Origin of the sequence: Rhizobium sp. TAL182, from assembly GCF_002117725.1 — a bacterium.
Lineage (GTDB): Bacteria > Pseudomonadota > Alphaproteobacteria > Rhizobiales > Rhizobiaceae > Rhizobium > Rhizobium esperanzae.
The window spans coordinates 1,967,017-1,981,337 of the sequence record NZ_CP021024.1; the positions used below are offsets into that span (position 1 = coordinate 1,967,017).

At 59.9% G+C, this 14,321-nt stretch carries 17 protein-coding genes and 1 tRNA gene; 10 read left to right on the forward strand and 8 right to left on the reverse strand.

What is annotated here, in order from left to right; genetic code table 11:
* Nucleotides 1-5: 5 nt before the first annotated feature.
* From Tal182_RS09885 to Tal182_RS09895, 3 genes are all read right to left on the reverse strand, one after another.
* Entirely contained in the window at nt 6-1,247 is a 1,242-nt protein-coding gene (locus tag Tal182_RS09885; RefSeq protein WP_085859311.1) for a nitrate/nitrite transporter, read from the reverse strand.
* 482 nt (nt 1,248-1,729) lie between these two features.
* Complete coding sequence (locus tag Tal182_RS09890) at nt 1,730-3,010, reverse strand: CmpA/NrtA family ABC transporter substrate-binding protein (protein ID WP_170965917.1); 1,281 nt, start codon at nt 3,008-3,010, stop codon at nt 1,730-1,732.
* 34 nt (nt 3,011-3,044) lie between these two features.
* Nucleotides 3,045-3,632 carry an ANTAR domain-containing response regulator gene (locus Tal182_RS09895; RefSeq protein WP_011425077.1) on the reverse strand — a complete coding sequence of 196 codons (588 nt, stop codon included), beginning with the start codon at nt 3,630-3,632 and terminating at the stop codon, nt 3,045-3,047.
* A gap of 414 nt (nt 3,633-4,046) precedes the next feature.
* Between Tal182_RS09895 and Tal182_RS09905 the strand changes: the two genes are divergently transcribed.
* From Tal182_RS09905 to Tal182_RS09915, 3 genes are all read left to right on the forward strand, one after another.
* Complete coding sequence (locus tag Tal182_RS09905; protein ID WP_085859313.1) at nt 4,047-4,706, forward strand: peroxiredoxin; 660 nt, start codon at nt 4,047-4,049, stop codon at nt 4,704-4,706.
* Nucleotides 4,707-4,854: 148 nt separating this feature from the next.
* Complete coding sequence (locus tag Tal182_RS09910) at nt 4,855-5,811, forward strand: lytic transglycosylase domain-containing protein (protein WP_085859314.1); 957 nt, start codon at nt 4,855-4,857, stop codon at nt 5,809-5,811.
* Between the two features lie 94 nt (nt 5,812-5,905).
* Complete coding sequence (locus tag Tal182_RS09915) at nt 5,906-6,859, forward strand: NAD-dependent epimerase/dehydratase family protein (protein ID WP_085859315.1); 954 nt, start codon at nt 5,906-5,908, stop codon at nt 6,857-6,859.
* Nucleotides 6,860-6,883: 24 nt separating this feature from the next.
* On the opposite strand, the gene Tal182_RS09920 is transcribed toward Tal182_RS09915, so the two are convergent.
* A complete protein-coding gene (locus Tal182_RS09920; protein ID WP_085859316.1) occupies nt 6,884-8,149 on the reverse strand; it encodes a glycerate kinase in 1,266 nt (421 codons plus the stop codon).
* Nucleotides 8,150-8,342: 193 nt separating this feature from the next.
* Here Tal182_RS09920 and Tal182_RS09925 point away from each other — a divergent pair, with 193 nt between their 5' ends.
* Nucleotides 8,343-8,642 (forward strand): DUF6074 family protein, encoded by a 300-nt coding sequence (locus Tal182_RS09925; RefSeq protein ID WP_085859317.1) that lies wholly within the window; start codon nt 8,343-8,345, stop codon nt 8,640-8,642.
* A gap of 149 nt (nt 8,643-8,791) precedes the next feature.
* Entirely contained in the window at nt 8,792-9,196 is a 405-nt protein-coding gene (locus tag Tal182_RS09930) for a low affinity iron permease family protein (RefSeq protein WP_085859318.1), read from the forward strand.
* A 52-nt stretch (nt 9,197-9,248) separates the two neighbouring features.
* Here the strand turns inward: Tal182_RS09930 and Tal182_RS09935 are convergent, their stop codons facing one another.
* The 3 genes from Tal182_RS09935 to Tal182_RS32680 form a co-directional block, all read right to left on the reverse strand.
* Nucleotides 9,249-9,608: a low affinity iron permease family protein gene (locus Tal182_RS09935; protein ID WP_085859319.1), complete on the reverse strand. Its 360-nt coding sequence runs from the start codon at nt 9,606-9,608 to the stop codon at nt 9,249-9,251.
* A gap of 206 nt (nt 9,609-9,814) precedes the next feature.
* Nucleotides 9,815-10,726 (reverse strand): hypothetical protein, encoded by a 912-nt coding sequence (locus Tal182_RS09940; protein WP_085859320.1) that lies wholly within the window; start codon nt 10,724-10,726, stop codon nt 9,815-9,817.
* A 464-nt stretch (nt 10,727-11,190) separates the two neighbouring features.
* Entirely contained in the window at nt 11,191-11,757 is a 567-nt protein-coding gene (locus Tal182_RS32680; protein WP_245344842.1) for a hypothetical protein, read from the reverse strand.
* On the opposite strand from Tal182_RS32680, the gene Tal182_RS32685 reads away from it, so the two are divergent.
* From Tal182_RS32685 to Tal182_RS09970, 4 genes are all read left to right on the forward strand, one after another.
* Nucleotides 11,756-11,965 carry a hypothetical protein gene (locus tag Tal182_RS32685; RefSeq protein ID WP_237352969.1) on the forward strand — a complete coding sequence of 70 codons (210 nt, stop codon included), beginning with the start codon at nt 11,756-11,758 and terminating at the stop codon, nt 11,963-11,965. The genes Tal182_RS32680 and Tal182_RS32685 overlap by 2 nt on opposite strands.
* Before the next feature lie 292 nt (nt 11,966-12,257).
* Nucleotides 12,258-12,437 carry a hypothetical protein gene (locus Tal182_RS32690; protein ID WP_085859324.1) on the forward strand — a complete coding sequence of 60 codons (180 nt, stop codon included), beginning with the start codon at nt 12,258-12,260 and terminating at the stop codon, nt 12,435-12,437.
* A gap of 193 nt (nt 12,438-12,630) precedes the next feature.
* Entirely contained in the window at nt 12,631-12,834 is a 204-nt protein-coding gene (locus Tal182_RS09965) for a CsbD family protein (protein ID WP_085859325.1), read from the forward strand.
* Nucleotides 12,835-13,138: 304 nt separating this feature from the next.
* Nucleotides 13,139-13,453 (forward strand): hypothetical protein, encoded by a 315-nt coding sequence (locus tag Tal182_RS09970; protein ID WP_085859326.1) that lies wholly within the window; start codon nt 13,139-13,141, stop codon nt 13,451-13,453.
* 344 nt (nt 13,454-13,797) lie between these two features.
* Here Tal182_RS09970 and Tal182_RS09975 read toward each other — a convergent pair.
* A tRNA-Asn gene (locus tag Tal182_RS09975) sits at nt 13,798-13,872 on the reverse strand.
* A 117-nt stretch (nt 13,873-13,989) separates the two neighbouring features.
* Between Tal182_RS09975 and Tal182_RS09980 the strand changes: the two genes are divergently transcribed.
* Nucleotides 13,990-14,307 carry a hypothetical protein gene (locus Tal182_RS09980; RefSeq protein ID WP_085859327.1) on the forward strand — a complete coding sequence of 106 codons (318 nt, stop codon included), beginning with the start codon at nt 13,990-13,992 and terminating at the stop codon, nt 14,305-14,307.
* Nucleotides 14,308-14,321 lie beyond the last annotated feature (14 nt).

Sequence of the window (14,321 nt, forward strand, 5' to 3'; positions counted from 1 at the left end):
TTGGATTAGGTTGCAGCCACGGGCGCCGAGTGCCCTTGACGCGACAGTTGCTTGACGGACAGGTGCATCCAGATCAGCGAGATCGCGACGATTGCGAAAAGCAGCAGGAAGCAGCTGGACCAGAGGCCGGTCATGTCCTTGAGGAGGCCGAAGGCGATCGGCAGGATGAAGCCGCCGAGACCACCCATCATGCCGACGATGCCGCCGACGGCGCCGACGCTGTCCGGATAATAGGCCGGAATGTGCTTATAGACGGCGGCCTTGCCGAGGCTCATGAAGAAGCCGAGCACGAAGATGACGACGATGAAGATCATAGGTGTGATGGTCGCGGCCGGCAGCGACAGGATGAGGGTGGCCACGGCCGAGACGGCAAACATCGCATACATGACGCTGCGTGCACCCTTCTTATCCGACAGCACACCGCCGAAGGCGCGGAAGATGCTGCCCGGGATCGAGTAGGCCGCCGCGATCATGCCGGCCGTTTCGAGGTTGAAGCCATAGACGCCGACCAGGTAGCGCGGCAGCCACAGCGACAGGGCGACGAAGCCGCCGAAGGCGAAGAAATAGTAGAGCGAGAAGCGCCAGACCTGGACGTTCTGCAGCGGTGCGAATTCCTGGGCGAGGCTCTTGGAGGCGACGCCGCGCTCGCGGCGCAGACGGAAGGCCGGATCGTCAGTCGTGGTGAACCAGAAGACGATTGCCATCAGCGCCAGACAGACGGCCCAGATCTCGGCAACCGCCTGCCAGCCCCAGGCGAGCAGAACGAAGGGGGCCGCGAATTTGGTGACGGCCGCACCGACGTTTCCGGCGCCGAAGATGCCGAGCGCCGTGCCCTGCTTCTCGGCCGGAAAGAAAGGCGAGACATAGGCGACGCCGACTGCGAAGGAGCCGCCGGCAAGGCCAACACCGAGGCCGGCGATCAGCATCTGCGTGTAGGTGTGGGCGTAGGAAAGCAGGAACGTCGCTACTGCCGCGGCAAGCATCGTCAGCGTGTAGACGAGACGACCGCCGTAACGCCCAGTCCAGATGCCAAGAACGATGCGCACGACCGAGCCGGTGAGCACGGGCGTGCCGATCAGCAGGCCGAACTCGGCCTCGTTCAGCCCGAGTTCCTGTTTGATGCGGATGCCGATGATCGCGAAGATCGTCCATACCGCAAAACAGAGGGTGAAGGCCACAGTGGAGATCCACAGTGCTTTGGCTGGTTCGCCGGCTGACATGGGCTGCACTTTCTCAATGGCAGACATAGCTTCTCCGTGGCCCGACAAGGTCGTGCCGATCCATTGCTGGGGGTTAAAACAAAAAGCCGCTGGTCAGGACGCGCTTGCACGAGGCGCGCGAATATCCTGATCAGCGGCTTTGCTGGTGGCGCCCGCCGTTGGACGCCCAATCATTGGCCTTCCGGCCTATCTACCTCAAAGCAATCCGAACACCGGGTTGCTGAATTTGATCGACTACCGTTTGCTTTGCATGTCGCAACGTAGCCCGTGTCTTGATGAGCGCCTGCGTGTGCCCATTTTGCCCCGATCGCCGTTGATCCGTGCAATACAAGCAATGCAAACCGCGTGCCAATTTTCTACGTGTTACTCAAGTCTTTGAAATAAAAGCTTTTCGAGGGAGATTTTAGCCTTGCCTGTTTTTCGAGCAGCTGCAGAGGTGCAAATCTTTTGTGCGTTGCGATAGGGTGAGTGCCGATCCGTGCTGGCGTTTTGTGCAGGCCGGCATGGCATCAGGTTTCGTCGTTGCCGGAGAAGAAGGGCAGGGTGCTCCTGACGGCAAAGCCCGCGACATAATCCGGCAGCTCTGCGGGATCGAAGATCCGACCATCCATGAAGCGATCGTTCTCTTCGCCGCCTTCGACGCGGATATCGGCGTCAACAGGCGCGTTGTTGTCGCCCAGAGCTGCGCGATAGAGATCCGGGCGATAGGCGGAGGTGGCGGCCCGTGCCTTGTTGAGGCTGGTCTCCGCCTGTCCCCAGCGGATCATCTGACTGTAAATCCAGAGGGCATGGCTCGGCCTCGGATAGTTGGCGAAACCGGAATGGAATTGGAAATAATCGGGAATGACGCGGCGGTTGCTCCTGGCATCGAGGTTGAATTCGCCGGCGAGAACGCTGCGGATGATGTTTACCGGGGCGGCGATGTAACGGGGATCGGCAAGGGCGGCCGCCAACGCGTCGTGATTGTCCGGGCGGTCGCACCAGCGCGCTGCAGCGTCGAGCGCCACGATCAATCGGGAAACGGTCTCGGGATGGCTTTCGGCCCAATCCGGCCGCATGCCGATCACCTTTTCAGGAGCCGAGGGCCAGATATCCTGCTTGGCGGCGACGATGCGGCCGAGCCCACGCTCCGAGGCAACCATATTCCACGGGGCGCCTACACAGAACCCGTCGATCGCACCGGCCGCCAGCGCGTCTGATGTCATCGGCGGCGGCACGACGACGAGCTTGACGTCGTTGTCGGGATCGATGCCGCCCGCCGCCAGCCAGTAACGGAATTCGTAATTGTGGGAAGAGAAAGGATAGGTAACGCCGAAGGTTGGCAGCGGCTCTTCGCGCGCCTTCATTGCCGCCAATGTCTTTGCCAGGGCGCGGGCATTGTCGAGCGCGCCTGCCGTTTCCGGCAGGCGCGCGTCCTCGCGCATCCTCTCGAAGAGCCGGGCCGATAGGGTGATGGCGTTGCCGCCGCGCCCCAACGAAAAAGGCGTGATCGTCGGCGACGGGTTGGAGCCGAGGCCGATCATCGAGGCGACCGGCATCGGCGAAAGCATATGGGCGATGTCGAACTGGCGAAACGCCAGGCGGTCGCGAACATTCGCCCAGGAAACGTCCTTGACGAGATCGAGAGTCAGGCCTTCTTTCCGTGCAAAACCGAATTCTGCCGCCGCAATCAGCACCGATGCGTCGACAAGCGGAATGAACCCGGCTCGCAGCACCTTGGGGCCTTCGTTGTTCACGCGTGCGGGCAAGGGCAGCCCGCCGGAATTGGCGGTCTTCGTCATCATATCCACTCCGGTTTCCTCCGGAAATTCGCACAGTCGGCCATTACATCAAAAGCCCCGCGGCGGTGACAACGCTCTGGGCGATTTCCGACATCTTCTTCTTTTCGTTCATCGCCGTCTGACGCAGCAGGGCGAAGGCCTCTTCCTCGGAGAGGCCGCGCATCTTCATGAGTATGCCCTTGGCGCGCTCGATGAGCTTGCGTTCTTCAAGCGCCGAGCGGGCATCGGCGAGCTCGCGCCGCAGCCGGCTGAAGGCGTTGAAGCGGCTGACGGCCATGTCGAGGATCGGCTTGACCCGCTCCTTCTTCAATCCGTCGACGATATAGGCCGAGACGCCGGCGTCGACGGCGGCCTCGATCGAGGCCGTATCGGAGCGATCGACGAACATGGCGATTGGGCGGCTGACCGTGCGCGTCAGCTGGAACAGGTGTTCCATCATGTCGCGGTTGGGATTCTCGATATCGATGATGATCACGTCGGGCATCAGCGTTTCGATCGTTCGCGCGATGCCGTTGACTTCATGCACGACGGTGACGCGCGCATGCCCTGCCTCGCGCAGTCCTTCCTCGATGATGGAGGCGCGTATGGCATTTTCGTCGATCACCAGAATTGTCAGATCGCGATGCGTCATTCGTATATTTATGACGCGCTGCAGCAATTTTTGCAAGGTGTTCGCCTGAAAAATGTGCATAAAATGGTATGCATAAAAAATAATCAAATGCCGCAGTTTCGGGCTCGCGACGAGGTCGATCGTCACCGTACGGTCAGCGCTGGTCGTGTGTTTTGGCGGCGGCGATCGTTTCGCCCGCGTCTCTTTCGTCGCGCGTCTCTGCCGGAAAAATAATGCCGCAGCAGGCCGGAAATCGAAAGAGCATGCCTTCGGTTATCGTGGTATATGACTTACTTAAAATCCTGGACTGGGAAAAATATGCCTTCGGCGGGTGCGATTAAAGAGTCGCAACCTCACGGCCGCTTCCGGCGGACAGATCCTATGGCCTCGATTTGAGATGAATAAGATTGGACACAAGGCTTTGGAGGGCCGACCATGAGCTTACGTATCAACGATATTGCCCCCGATTTTACCGCCGACACCACACAGGGACCGATCAGCTTCCATGATTGGATCAGCAGCGGCTGGGCCGTCCTGTTCTCGCACCCGAAGAATTTCACTCCTGTCTGCACGACGGAGCTCGGCGCCATGGCCGGCCTCGCCGACGAGTTTTCCAAGCGCGGCGTCAAGATCATCGGCATCTCCGTCGATCCGGTCGAAAGCCACGCCAAGTGGAAGGGTGACATCAAGACCGCAACCGGCTTCGACGTCGATTATCCCCTGATCGGCGACAAGGACCTGAAGGTCGCCAAGCTCTATGACATGCTGCCGGCCGGCGCCGGCGACAGTTCCGAAGGCCGCACGCCTGCCGACAATGCGACGGTGCGCTCGGTCTTCGTCATCGGCCCGGACAAGAAGATCAAGCTGATCCTGACCTATCCAATGACGACGGGCCGCAATTTCAATGAGATCCTGCGCGCCATCGACTCCATCCAACTGACGGCCAAGCACCAGGTGGCGACGCCGGCAAATTGGAATCAGGGCGAAGATGTCATCATCACCGCCGCCGTTTCCAACGACGACGCGATCGCGCGTTTCGGCTCCTTCGATACGGTTCTGCCCTATCTCAGGAAGACGAAGCAGCCATCAGCCTGAAAAGGGCTTTCAAATCCGTTCCCGAAGCCGCCGCGGCGATTGCCCGGCGGCTTTTTTCATGCCCGCATTGCCAAATGGGGAAGCTTCGCGCCCTGATCGATGTTATCTAACATGAGCGTCGCGATGGAAGTTAACCTGCTGAGATCCGATGATAGGGCGAAAGCGTCAGTCCGGCATTTTGAGGAGATCGGCGAAGGCCCTGCTTTCGCTCTGTTTTCTATTTTCCGTCATCGATACGCCGAAAGCTCAGCCGGAAGAGAGTGCTGCCGAGCCGGCCTGTCTCTATTCGGGACCCTCGGCCTCGGGATTGGGCGAGAGGCTCTGCATCCGCAAAGAGAGTTTCAATCGTGACCTCTGCAATGCGATCGAGCATTTCGCCGAGGCCAGTCGGTTGCCGCCAGCTTATTTCGCTCGGCTCATCTGGCGCGAAAGCACCTTTCGCCCCGACGCGGTCAGCTTCAAGGGAGCGCAGGGCATTGCGCAGTTCATGCCTGGAACGGCGAAACTTCGCGGCCTCGAAGACAGCTATCAGGCGCTGGAAGCCTTGAGGAAATCGGCGCAATATCTTGACGAACTGCGCAACCGTTTTGGCAATCTCGGCCTTGCCGCCGCCGCCTATAATGCCGGCGAAAACGGTCTTGCGACTTATCTTACGTCAGGGAGGTTACCCTACGAGACGCGGGGCTACGTGATGGCGATCACCGCACACACAGTCGAGGAGTGGAAGGACAATCCGCCTGAGGATGCGGCCGTCCCGCTCGACAAGGACAAGCCCTTCCTTGACGGCTGCGTGGCGCTTGCCGAAAGCCGAATATTGAAGGACACGCCCTGGCGTCAGGAGGGCATTTGGGCTCCCTGGGGCATTCAACTTGCGGCGAATGCCGATATAGCGGTGGTCCGGCGGATGTTTCGCGATGCCGTGCAGGATCTACCGGCGCCATTGAATGCGGAGCAGCCGTTGATCTTGCGCCAGCGCGATCGCAGCTTCGGCTTTCGACCGCGTTATGCCGCCCGTATCGCCCGGCAGACACGCATGGAGGCCAACGACCTCTGCAATCAGATCCGCAAGCATGGCGGCACCTGCCTCGTTTTCAGGAACCAATAGCGGGCCTGCCCCCTTCGCAGCGAAAAGTCTGCTTGCAGGATCGCTGGACGGCGCAGCATAGTCGCAGCGCGTCATGCCATTGGGAGGGAAGATAATGCGCGTTTTGGTCATCGGGGCAACGGGCCACGTCGGAACCTATCTCATTCCCCGTCTGGTGGAGGCGGGTTACGACGTCGTCACCATCAGCCGCGGCGCGGCAAAGCCTTATACGGCAAACCGCGCCTGGGGCTCCGTCGATCAGCGACAGATGGATCGGGTAGAGATGGAGCGGAAGGGTGATTTCGGTCCGGCCTTGCGGGGAGTGAAAGCCGATATCGTCATCGACATGATCTGCTTCACGCTGGAAAGCGCCGAGCAGCTGGTGACGGCGCTGTCAGGGCATGTCGGCCATTTCCTGCATACCGGCACGATCTGGACACATGGATATCCGGTGGCCGTGCCGACACGGGAGGAAGCGCCGAAGTCTCCGTTCGGTGACTATGGCATCCGAAAGGCGGCGATCGAGACCTATCTGCTGCAGCAGGCAAGACTCCGGGGCTTTCCGGCGACCGTCATCCATCCCGGCCACATTGTCGGCACCGGATGGGCGCCGCTCAATCCGGCCGGCAATTTCAATCTGCAGGTCTTTTCGACCCTTGCCCGCGGAGAGGCTCTGGCGCTGCCCAATTTCGGTCTGGAGACCGTTCATCATGTCCATGCCGATGATGTCGCAGCGATGTTCATGGGTGCGATCGCCCATTGGAACGCATCGATCGGCGAGAGTTTCCATGCGGTTTCGGAACAGGCGTTGACGCTTCGCGGCTATGCGGAGGCGATGTCGCGATGGTTCGGGCATGAGCCGAAGCTCACCTTCTCGCCCTTCGACCGCTGGGCCGAAGGCCAGACGGCCGAGGATGCGGAAGCGACATGGGAGCATATCGCCCGCAGCCCGAATTGCTCGATTGCCAAAGCCGGGCGCCTGTTGGGCTACGCACCGAGATATACCTCCCTACAGGCGGTGCAGGAATCAGTCGGCTGGCTGGTCGGGCAGGGGCGGATCAAGACCTGATCGCCGGTTAATCGTTCATGGGCTTTAACGGATGAGGATCGCTCGGAAATCGTTGACGTTGGTTCCGGTCGGACCGGTCTCGAAGAGATCGCCGATCGCCTTGAACGCTGAGTAGCTATCATTGCCGTCGAGCAGCCGGCGCGGATCGAGCCCGGCGGCGCGAAGACGTTTCACCGTCCCGCCATCGGCAAAGGCGCCGGCATTGTCTTCCGAGCCGTCGATCCCGTCCGTGTCGGCAGCCAGCACATCGATGTCGTCCTGTCCATCGATCGCAATCGCCATGGCAAGGGTGAATTCGCCATTGCGTCCGCCCTTCCCGCCCTTGGCTCTCAGCGTCACCGTCGTCTCGCCGCCGGACAGGATGACGACCGGCTTTGAGAATGGCCTGTTCCGCCCCAGGACCTCGCGGGCGATGGCCGCATGCACCAGCGCCACGTCACGCGATTCGCCTTCGATGGCATCCGAGAGGATTGCCGGCGTGATCCCTTGCAATTTCGCCTCGGCGGCGGCCGCCGCCAGCGAAACGCCGGCAGAGGCGATGATGTGATGCTCGTGCCGCAGGAATACCGGATCGTCCGGCCGCGGCGCATCGGCTTTCGGCGAGTTCAGGTGGTCGAGCGCGGCCTGCGGCAGCTGCAATCCATATTGCCTGATAATCTCGAGCGCGTCGTGCCGCGTTGATTCATCAGGAACCGTCGGCCCGGAGGCGACATGGGCCGGGTTGTCGCCAGGAATGTCTGAAACAATCAGGCTGATGACTCTCGCTTTGGTCGCCGCCGCCAGCCTTCCGCCCTTGATGGTGGAGAGATGTTTGCGCACCACATTCATCGCCGAGATCGGCGCTCCTGAAGCAAGCAGCATTTCGTTAAGCGCAATTTCGTCTTCGAGCGTCAGCCCCTCCGGCGGAGCGGGCAGCAGCGCCGAGCCGCCGCCGCAGATCAGTGCGATCACCAGATCGTCTTCCGTCAGCCGGTTCACCGTTTCGGTCAACCGCTTGGCCGCAGCGAGCCCCGCAGCGTCAGGCACCGGGTGGGCTGCCTCGACGATCTCGATGAAGAGCGTTTCGCAGCCATAGCCGTATCGGGTGACCACCAGGCCCTCGAGCGGTCCCTTCCATGCACTTTCGAGCGCCCGCGCCATCTGCGCCGCGCCCTTGCCGGCGCCAATCACGACGGTTCTTCCCTTCGGTTTCTCCGGCAGGTGCGATTTGATGCCGGTCAGCGGATCGGCGGCGCGAACCGCCGCGTCGAACAGGCTTTTCAGGAAATCGCGGGGAGCGGTTATCGTCATCGTTGGTCTCTGCTGCCTCAAGGTGTCGATCATGATGGGACTGTCGACGCATCGGCGTAGCGACGTCAAGGCCGAAGATGCGGTGATCTGACGGCAGTGACGCAGAGTCTCGCCATTGAAACAGGCGAACGAATAGAAAGCATTAACCATCCTCCCGTAGACAACATATAGGATCAAAGGAAACCTGTGTTCGATGGCCACTGAAACGACCCGCCGCCCCGCCGCCTCTCACGAAGGCAAGGTTATTGCCTTTCCCTCCGCAACCGGAACCGCCAATATCGAGCGCTGTGCCCGGGAACTCGGCCGCCGGCATGGCGCGGACGCGATCGAATTCTGGAAGGCCGAGTGCCGCAGGCTTGCCGATCAGCTTCTAGCCGCGGGAATGCCAGAGAGCGATGTCGGTCAGCGGGTGATGGAGTTTCAACAAGATGTCCAGATCGAACTGGTCCTCAGCCACCAGAAGCAGGCCGTTGCCAAATCGCGGAAACGCTGATTCATCAGGTTGAATCCGACGCGTCCGACCTGCAATCTCATGCATTGAGCAGACGGTCCGGATCGACCTCGACCGCATGAGGAACTTCCGCCCGGATCTGGAGTTGATGTTGTCGATTGACAGCATTGATGCTGCGGGAGCCTTCTCGAATGTCGAACAAATCCAATTTCTTCTCTTCTTTCGCAACCGCCGTCGCCGAGCTGTCGGGAAGGCCGTTCACCTTCATCGCAGCTCTGATGCTCGTCCTCCTCTGGGCGATATCAGGCCCTTATTTCGATTATTCCGAAACGTGGCAGCTTGTGATCAACACGACGACCACCATCATCACCTTCCTGATGGTGTTTGTGTTGCAGAACAGCCAGAACCGTGACGGAAAGGCTCTGCAGGCCAAGCTTGACGAGCTCATTCTGACGAGCCAAGCCGCCAATAAGTTCGTCGGCATCGAAAAGCTGGACGAGGGCGAGCTCAGGGAAATGAGCAAGACGCTTTCAGAAAAGGCTGAAAGCGTCGAGGAAAAGGCCGAGGAGAAATCCGCCGCAGAGGCGTCCGGCTAGCGTATCGGCCCGTCCGAAAGGGCGCACGGCGCTCTAATCGCGGTGCACTGCTTCATGCGCGCTTCTGCGAAATCTGGTCTTGATGCTGCTGGCGCATGGCTTCAATGGCGCCGACATCCTTCTTCTCCGCCGCAATCCAATGGTTTCCCGCCTCACTTGATCGGATCAGTTCGTCGAGCTTGGTGTGGAGTGCCTTCACGTCCCGATTTTGGGTGTGCTGCACCAGCAGCAAAATGAAGAATGTAATGAGTGTCCCCACCATGTTGGTCAGCAAGAACCACTGCCGGGGAAAGGAAAAGATCAAACCCACCGCGGTCCATATAGCTGTGAACGCGATCAGCGCGGCAGGAAGCACATGATGCCCTGCCCATGATACGGCGAGGTCAGAAATCTGTTGAAAGCGCCAGCGCATACGGCTCTCCACAGCCCGTACAAGGGAAGATGGAGCAGATCGGGGCCGTGTCCATCAACCAAGGCGCGTTGCATGTCGTTACCGCAAGACGCGGCCTGGTTTTGCGCGGCAGTTGCCCGGATGGTCGCGGATAATCCAACTTCGGGAAAGCCGGGATATCCAACTGAGGGGCGCAGCATTCAGCTTGCGCCCCATGGGTGCATCCATCAGATCCGGGAAGTGACGACGAGATCTTCCTCTGCGTCGCGTTGCGAACCTCCCAGGGCCGCGGCCGCAGCGGCTATGAAAGCGCCGACCAGAAGCGATAAGGATCCAAGCAATGCCGTGGTCGCGGCGGCTTTTCGTGCCTCGTCGGCAGCCTTCTGGGTGGCGGCCTTGGCGTCGTCGATACGTTTCAGCACCGTATCGACGCGGGCGCGCGCATCGGCTTCGGAAAGACCGGTCCGCGCAGAGACGATGGTGGCAAGATAGGCCTTGTCGTCATCCGGAATTTGTCCTTCGGCAGCGCCATTGAGGAGGATGCGGGAGACCTCCGATGTTGCCGCAGCATCATTGGATGTCGCTGCCGCACGCGCCTGGTCAGGACGCAGCAATGCATCGGTAAAATAGGCGGTGGAAAGATCCAGCGGCGAAGTTGCCGACGATGCCGCTGCCGTACCGGCGGCCGAGCCTACGGCTTGCGCGGTCGACCCCACCGCCTGTGCACCGGCACCGGCAAGCGATGTCAGCGACGATGCAAGAAAGCCGGCGACGAAGATCGTTGCCAGAGCCCAGCTTATGAAACCGTGCGCGGTGTCGCGGAAGAAAACCTCATCGGTATGGACGGCGGCCCATTTTGTGCGCAGACGGCCGGTTACATAGCCTCCGAGTGCGGAGGAGAGCCATTGCACGACGACGAGCCAGATCGCCGCTGTGATGCCGAGCGTGCCGAGCGAACTGCTTTGTCCTGACCAGGGCGACACCATCGTCAGCCCAAGCCCGGATCCCAGAAGCAGAAGGATGAGGGTCACTCCGATCGCGGCGGCTGCGCCACCGAAGATGGGTCCCCATGTCATGGCGGATTTGGAGGATTCGACCGGAGCAGCAACCTGTCCGGAATCTGTCATTGAAACCGACATGATCCGTTCCTATCGCATAAACAGAGCCAGAAGAATGATGATAGGCAGTGGAACACCGAGCAGCCAAAGTAGAATACCGCGACCCATGAGAGACCTCCTGTCAAAGGCGACGTTACGTGGTTGATGCCACACAACTTTTAAGCAAAGCGTTTGTTCCCGGCCGGTGAGAGCGGTCGGTTTGACGTGCACGATTTCCTGTCAATCGCGCGGCAGCATTTGAAGGAGCAGCAGATTGCCGGAGCGGTTGCCGCATCCTTGGCATTGAAGGCGTTTGGCCAGACTGGCGAGAGACAGGTTCTGGCCGCAGCGCCGGGCAATATCCCGCCGGTCGATAAACGTCTGGCGGCGACATGCGCGGCAACGGCCATAAATCACGAACCACTCCGGTAACGTCGCCAATGTTGCCTTTTCGATTTCGACGGCGTGGCGATCAGGGGGCGCGAGGCCGATACCGCGACGATGTCTCATGGCCCTTCAAAACGTGTTGTCCGTTCACATGCGATGGCGCGGCTCACGTCCTTATCTCTCAGGGCAAGCTGAAGTCGCAGATGATGGCAATCCAGCAGCAGCGTCGTAATGGCGGCACGGCTGTCCCCTTGGTGAAAAGCGACAACTGCGTCGACTTCTTCTCTCAACGTTTCTTCTGCCAATTTCTCGGCTGCCTGCGGACGCACGACCTTTATCTCCTTCAGAGCTTTCAATCCGATTTTCACCTGCCGCCTCGCCGATGTTCCTATTATGTTCTCATCGGTCTCCGAGTCAAGAATGAAGGCCTTTCCGCGGGCCGTTCGGTCAGCAACCGAGGCGGTGCGCGACGCAGGGACGTTCCTGTACGCTTTCGAACCGAAACAATCTCTAGAGGCTTTTGTTTGCTGCCTATCGGCAATGAAGCAGCGAGGAGGATATCCAATGCTTCTGAGAGTGATGGCAGTAACAGCAATCACGATTGGCCTGGCAACGTCGGTAATGGCGCAATCAGGTGGAGGCTCGGGATCGGGCAGCGGAGCTTCAGGTTCCGGCAGCGGCACCATGTCTGGTTCGGATACTGGCGGTTCCGGCAACACTAACTCCAACGGTGCCGGCGCAAATACGACTATCGGCGCCGGTGCGACCGGTGCGACCGGCTCCGGCGGCGATCCGAACGACTGTCAGCGCCAGCAGGCCGGCGGCACCGGCAACCCGGCTCCCACCTCCGGCAATAACTCGACACAACCCGATGCGGCAAATGCGTGCCGTTGAACGTTGGCGTCGCTTCGTCAATTTGCCCCGGAAATCAGTATCGCTTCCGGGGCGTCGTTTGCGTCGTGGTATCTTGTAATATCGGGGGAACGGCCAGCGATATCAGCGTATTGCACGCAAATTTATCCCGACCGGCACGAATTTTGGCGGCTGGGGCTGACGTCCGTTGAAAGGCGCGCCTATATCTTCAGGCGCAGAGCGATTTCGGAAAAGATGACCCCGGGAAACACGGCCGTGGTTCTCGAAGGAGCGGCTCTCGCTAATCGAGCGCAGCGGAATGGGAGAAGCATCCATGAGCAGATTTCGAGCATTTTTAGCAGCCGGAGCAATTGGCCTGTTGGTCATTGCCTCAGCTTGCTCGACACCGCCAAATTCATATGGCTCGGCATCGGGATACCAGCCGGGCGATTCCATGAACCCGGCCTGCGCCGACGGCTTCCGACCCGGCGACGGCCGTTCGTGCAGCTATTAGGTCAGGCGCCGCTTCAAATCTGATGCGGACACAGAACCCGATATCGAGCCCTCCGGCGGCATGAGCGATCGAGGGCGAATCCTGTCACCCGCTGCCATATGAATTTTGGTTCTGCAATGGTTGGCGACTTGCCGAAGCGGAACCCTTATCGCTCCTCTCCGTTCCTCTATCCTAACGACAGGAGGAATAAGCCATGGATTGGAACCGCGTCGAAGGTAATTGGAAGCAGGTGAAAGGCAAGGTCAAGGAGCAGTGGGGCAAGCTGACGGACGACGATCTTGACGTCATCAACGGTAAGCGCGATCAGCTCGAAGGCAAGATCCAGGAGCGCTACGGCTACGAGAAAGACCGTACCCGGCGAGACATTGATGATTGGTACAATCGCCAGACCTGGTAATTCGCATCATCGGGGAACGGAGCGGTAACTCGGCACGCCCAATTTGATGGGCGTGTCATTTTCGCATCTATATCCGACAGATACCAGCAGCGCGTGCGCGCCGCGTCGATAGCCGGTCGCGGCCGGCTGACTGCCCGTGGGCGCTTGTTCTGTCGCCTGCGCACAGCATGAACACTAATGGCCGGCTCGAGCATCACAGCGGCCACACCAGCGGCGCGTCGGCTGGTGTTTTTTGTAAGCAGGCAGTCGTTCATCGGAGGTTAATGCCTATTAACCCAGAATCGCGGCTTGAAAGGATGCGCCGATGAAGATGCTTTTTGCCTCGCTTGCAGCCATTGTCTTGTCTGCATCTTTCGCCATGCCGCTAAACGCCGCGCCGATTGTCGTGTCGAAAGCGGTAGCTATGCACACCGCCGACGTCGAGCAGGTCAAACACCGTCGCCACGGCAATAGACATGCGTATGGTCACTGGAAGAAACACCGGTACGCTTACCGCGACTGCCGGTATTACGGCTCGTGCTATCGCCCGCGGTATTACGGCAGCCGCGACTATTACGGCTATCGCGACTATTATCCCTATCGTCATCGGTCGGGTGTGACCGTGTATTTCGATTTTTAATCGACAATGCCACGGAAGCGCGCCGCCGGTCTCAGCGGCCGGCGGCTTTGCCGATTCTCGCTCTTGCAATAAAGGGGACAGATGAAGGCACCGACAGATAGCTGCCGCCAATGAGAATGCCCTGTTCGCGCTCGATCCGGGTCCCAAAGTAGTTCGTTGATGCTTCCGCCCGCCTCAGCGATAACCGCTGATAGCCGGTTCCTCATCCGCACGCCATCAGGCAACAATTCGCTTCGCTTGACGTGATCAACGAAAAACGGCTGGCAAAAGTGGGTAGGGAAAGCGGGGGCGAAGTAAGTGCCTGCCTTCGGATTGCTCAACAAGCAGGCACTTATTTCTAGAATTGGCTCCCCGGGCCGGATTCGAACCGGCGACCTGTCGATTAACAGTCGAATGCTCTACCGCTGAGCTACCAGGGATCACTGCTTGGCGCGGTGTGAGTGGGCTAATACAAATGCTTGCCCGATTTGCCAAGCGGTTTTTTCAAAAAAATGAAATGAACTTGTATTTGGACGGCCTGTGCCCATCTCTGGGAAATGACAATTAGGAATGATCGCCAAGAGACAATGGGCAACGAAAAGCGCAGAAGGCGGGCAGGGCGCTTCGGTATCGACCACGTAAACCACAGGCTTGTGCTCGGCTCTTTCAGCATCGGCATGCCGCGCTCACGCATCGGGCGGATGGCAATCGGCACGGCCCTCGTTTTCTGTGGATTGCTGGGTTTCCTGCCGGTCCTCGGTTTCTGGATGCTGCCGCTTGGCCTCCTGGTGCTCTCGCATGATCTTTCCATTGCCCGCCGGCTTCGGCGCCGGCTGGCAGTCTGGTGGCACAGGCGGCGAAAGCCGGCCGGGTAGCGGCGGTCGCCGGA

Excerpts from the sequence above, each read along its gene's own strand:
- Tal182_RS09965 (WP_085859325.1), top strand. The coding sequence starts at position 12,631 with ATGGATTGGAACCGCGTCGAAGGTAATTGGAAGCAGGTGAAAGGCAAG.
- Tal182_RS09930 (WP_085859318.1), top strand. The coding sequence starts at position 8,792 with ATGTCGAACAAATCCAATTTCTTCTCTTCTTTCGCAACCGCCGTCGCC.
- Tal182_RS09925 (WP_085859317.1), top strand. The coding sequence starts at position 8,343 with ATGGCCACTGAAACGACCCGCCGCCCCGCCGCCTCTCACGAAGGCAAG.
- Tal182_RS32685 (WP_237352969.1), top strand. The coding sequence starts at position 11,756 with ATGTCTGGTTCGGATACTGGCGGTTCCGGCAACACTAACTCCAACGGT.
- Tal182_RS09885 (WP_085859311.1), bottom strand. The coding sequence starts at position 1,247 with ATGTCTGCCATTGAGAAAGTGCAGCCCATGTCAGCCGGCGAACCAGCC.
- Tal182_RS09940 (WP_085859320.1), bottom strand. The coding sequence starts at position 10,726 with ATGTCGGTTTCAATGACAGATTCCGGACAGGTTGCTGCTCCGGTCGAA.
- Tal182_RS32690 (WP_085859324.1), top strand. The coding sequence starts at position 12,258 with ATGAGCAGATTTCGAGCATTTTTAGCAGCCGGAGCAATTGGCCTGTTG.
- Tal182_RS09895 (WP_011425077.1), bottom strand. The coding sequence starts at position 3,632 with ATGACGCATCGCGATCTGACAATTCTGGTGATCGACGAAAATGCCATA.
- Tal182_RS09970 (WP_085859326.1), top strand. The coding sequence starts at position 13,139 with ATGAAGATGCTTTTTGCCTCGCTTGCAGCCATTGTCTTGTCTGCATCT.
- Tal182_RS09915 (WP_085859315.1), top strand. The coding sequence starts at position 5,906 with ATGCGCGTTTTGGTCATCGGGGCAACGGGCCACGTCGGAACCTATCTC.
- Tal182_RS09920 (WP_085859316.1), bottom strand. The coding sequence starts at position 8,149 with ATGACGATAACCGCTCCCCGCGATTTCCTGAAAAGCCTGTTCGACGCG.
- Tal182_RS09935 (WP_085859319.1), bottom strand. The coding sequence starts at position 9,608 with ATGCGCTGGCGCTTTCAACAGATTTCTGACCTCGCCGTATCATGGGCA.
- Tal182_RS09980 (WP_085859327.1), top strand. The coding sequence starts at position 13,990 with ATGACAATTAGGAATGATCGCCAAGAGACAATGGGCAACGAAAAGCGC.
- Tal182_RS09910 (WP_085859314.1), top strand. The coding sequence starts at position 4,855 with ATGATAGGGCGAAAGCGTCAGTCCGGCATTTTGAGGAGATCGGCGAAG.
- Tal182_RS32680 (WP_245344842.1), bottom strand. The coding sequence starts at position 11,757 with ATGGTGCCGCTGCCGGAACCTGAAGCTCCGCTGCCCGATCCCGAGCCT.
- Tal182_RS09905 (WP_085859313.1), top strand. The coding sequence starts at position 4,047 with ATGAGCTTACGTATCAACGATATTGCCCCCGATTTTACCGCCGACACC.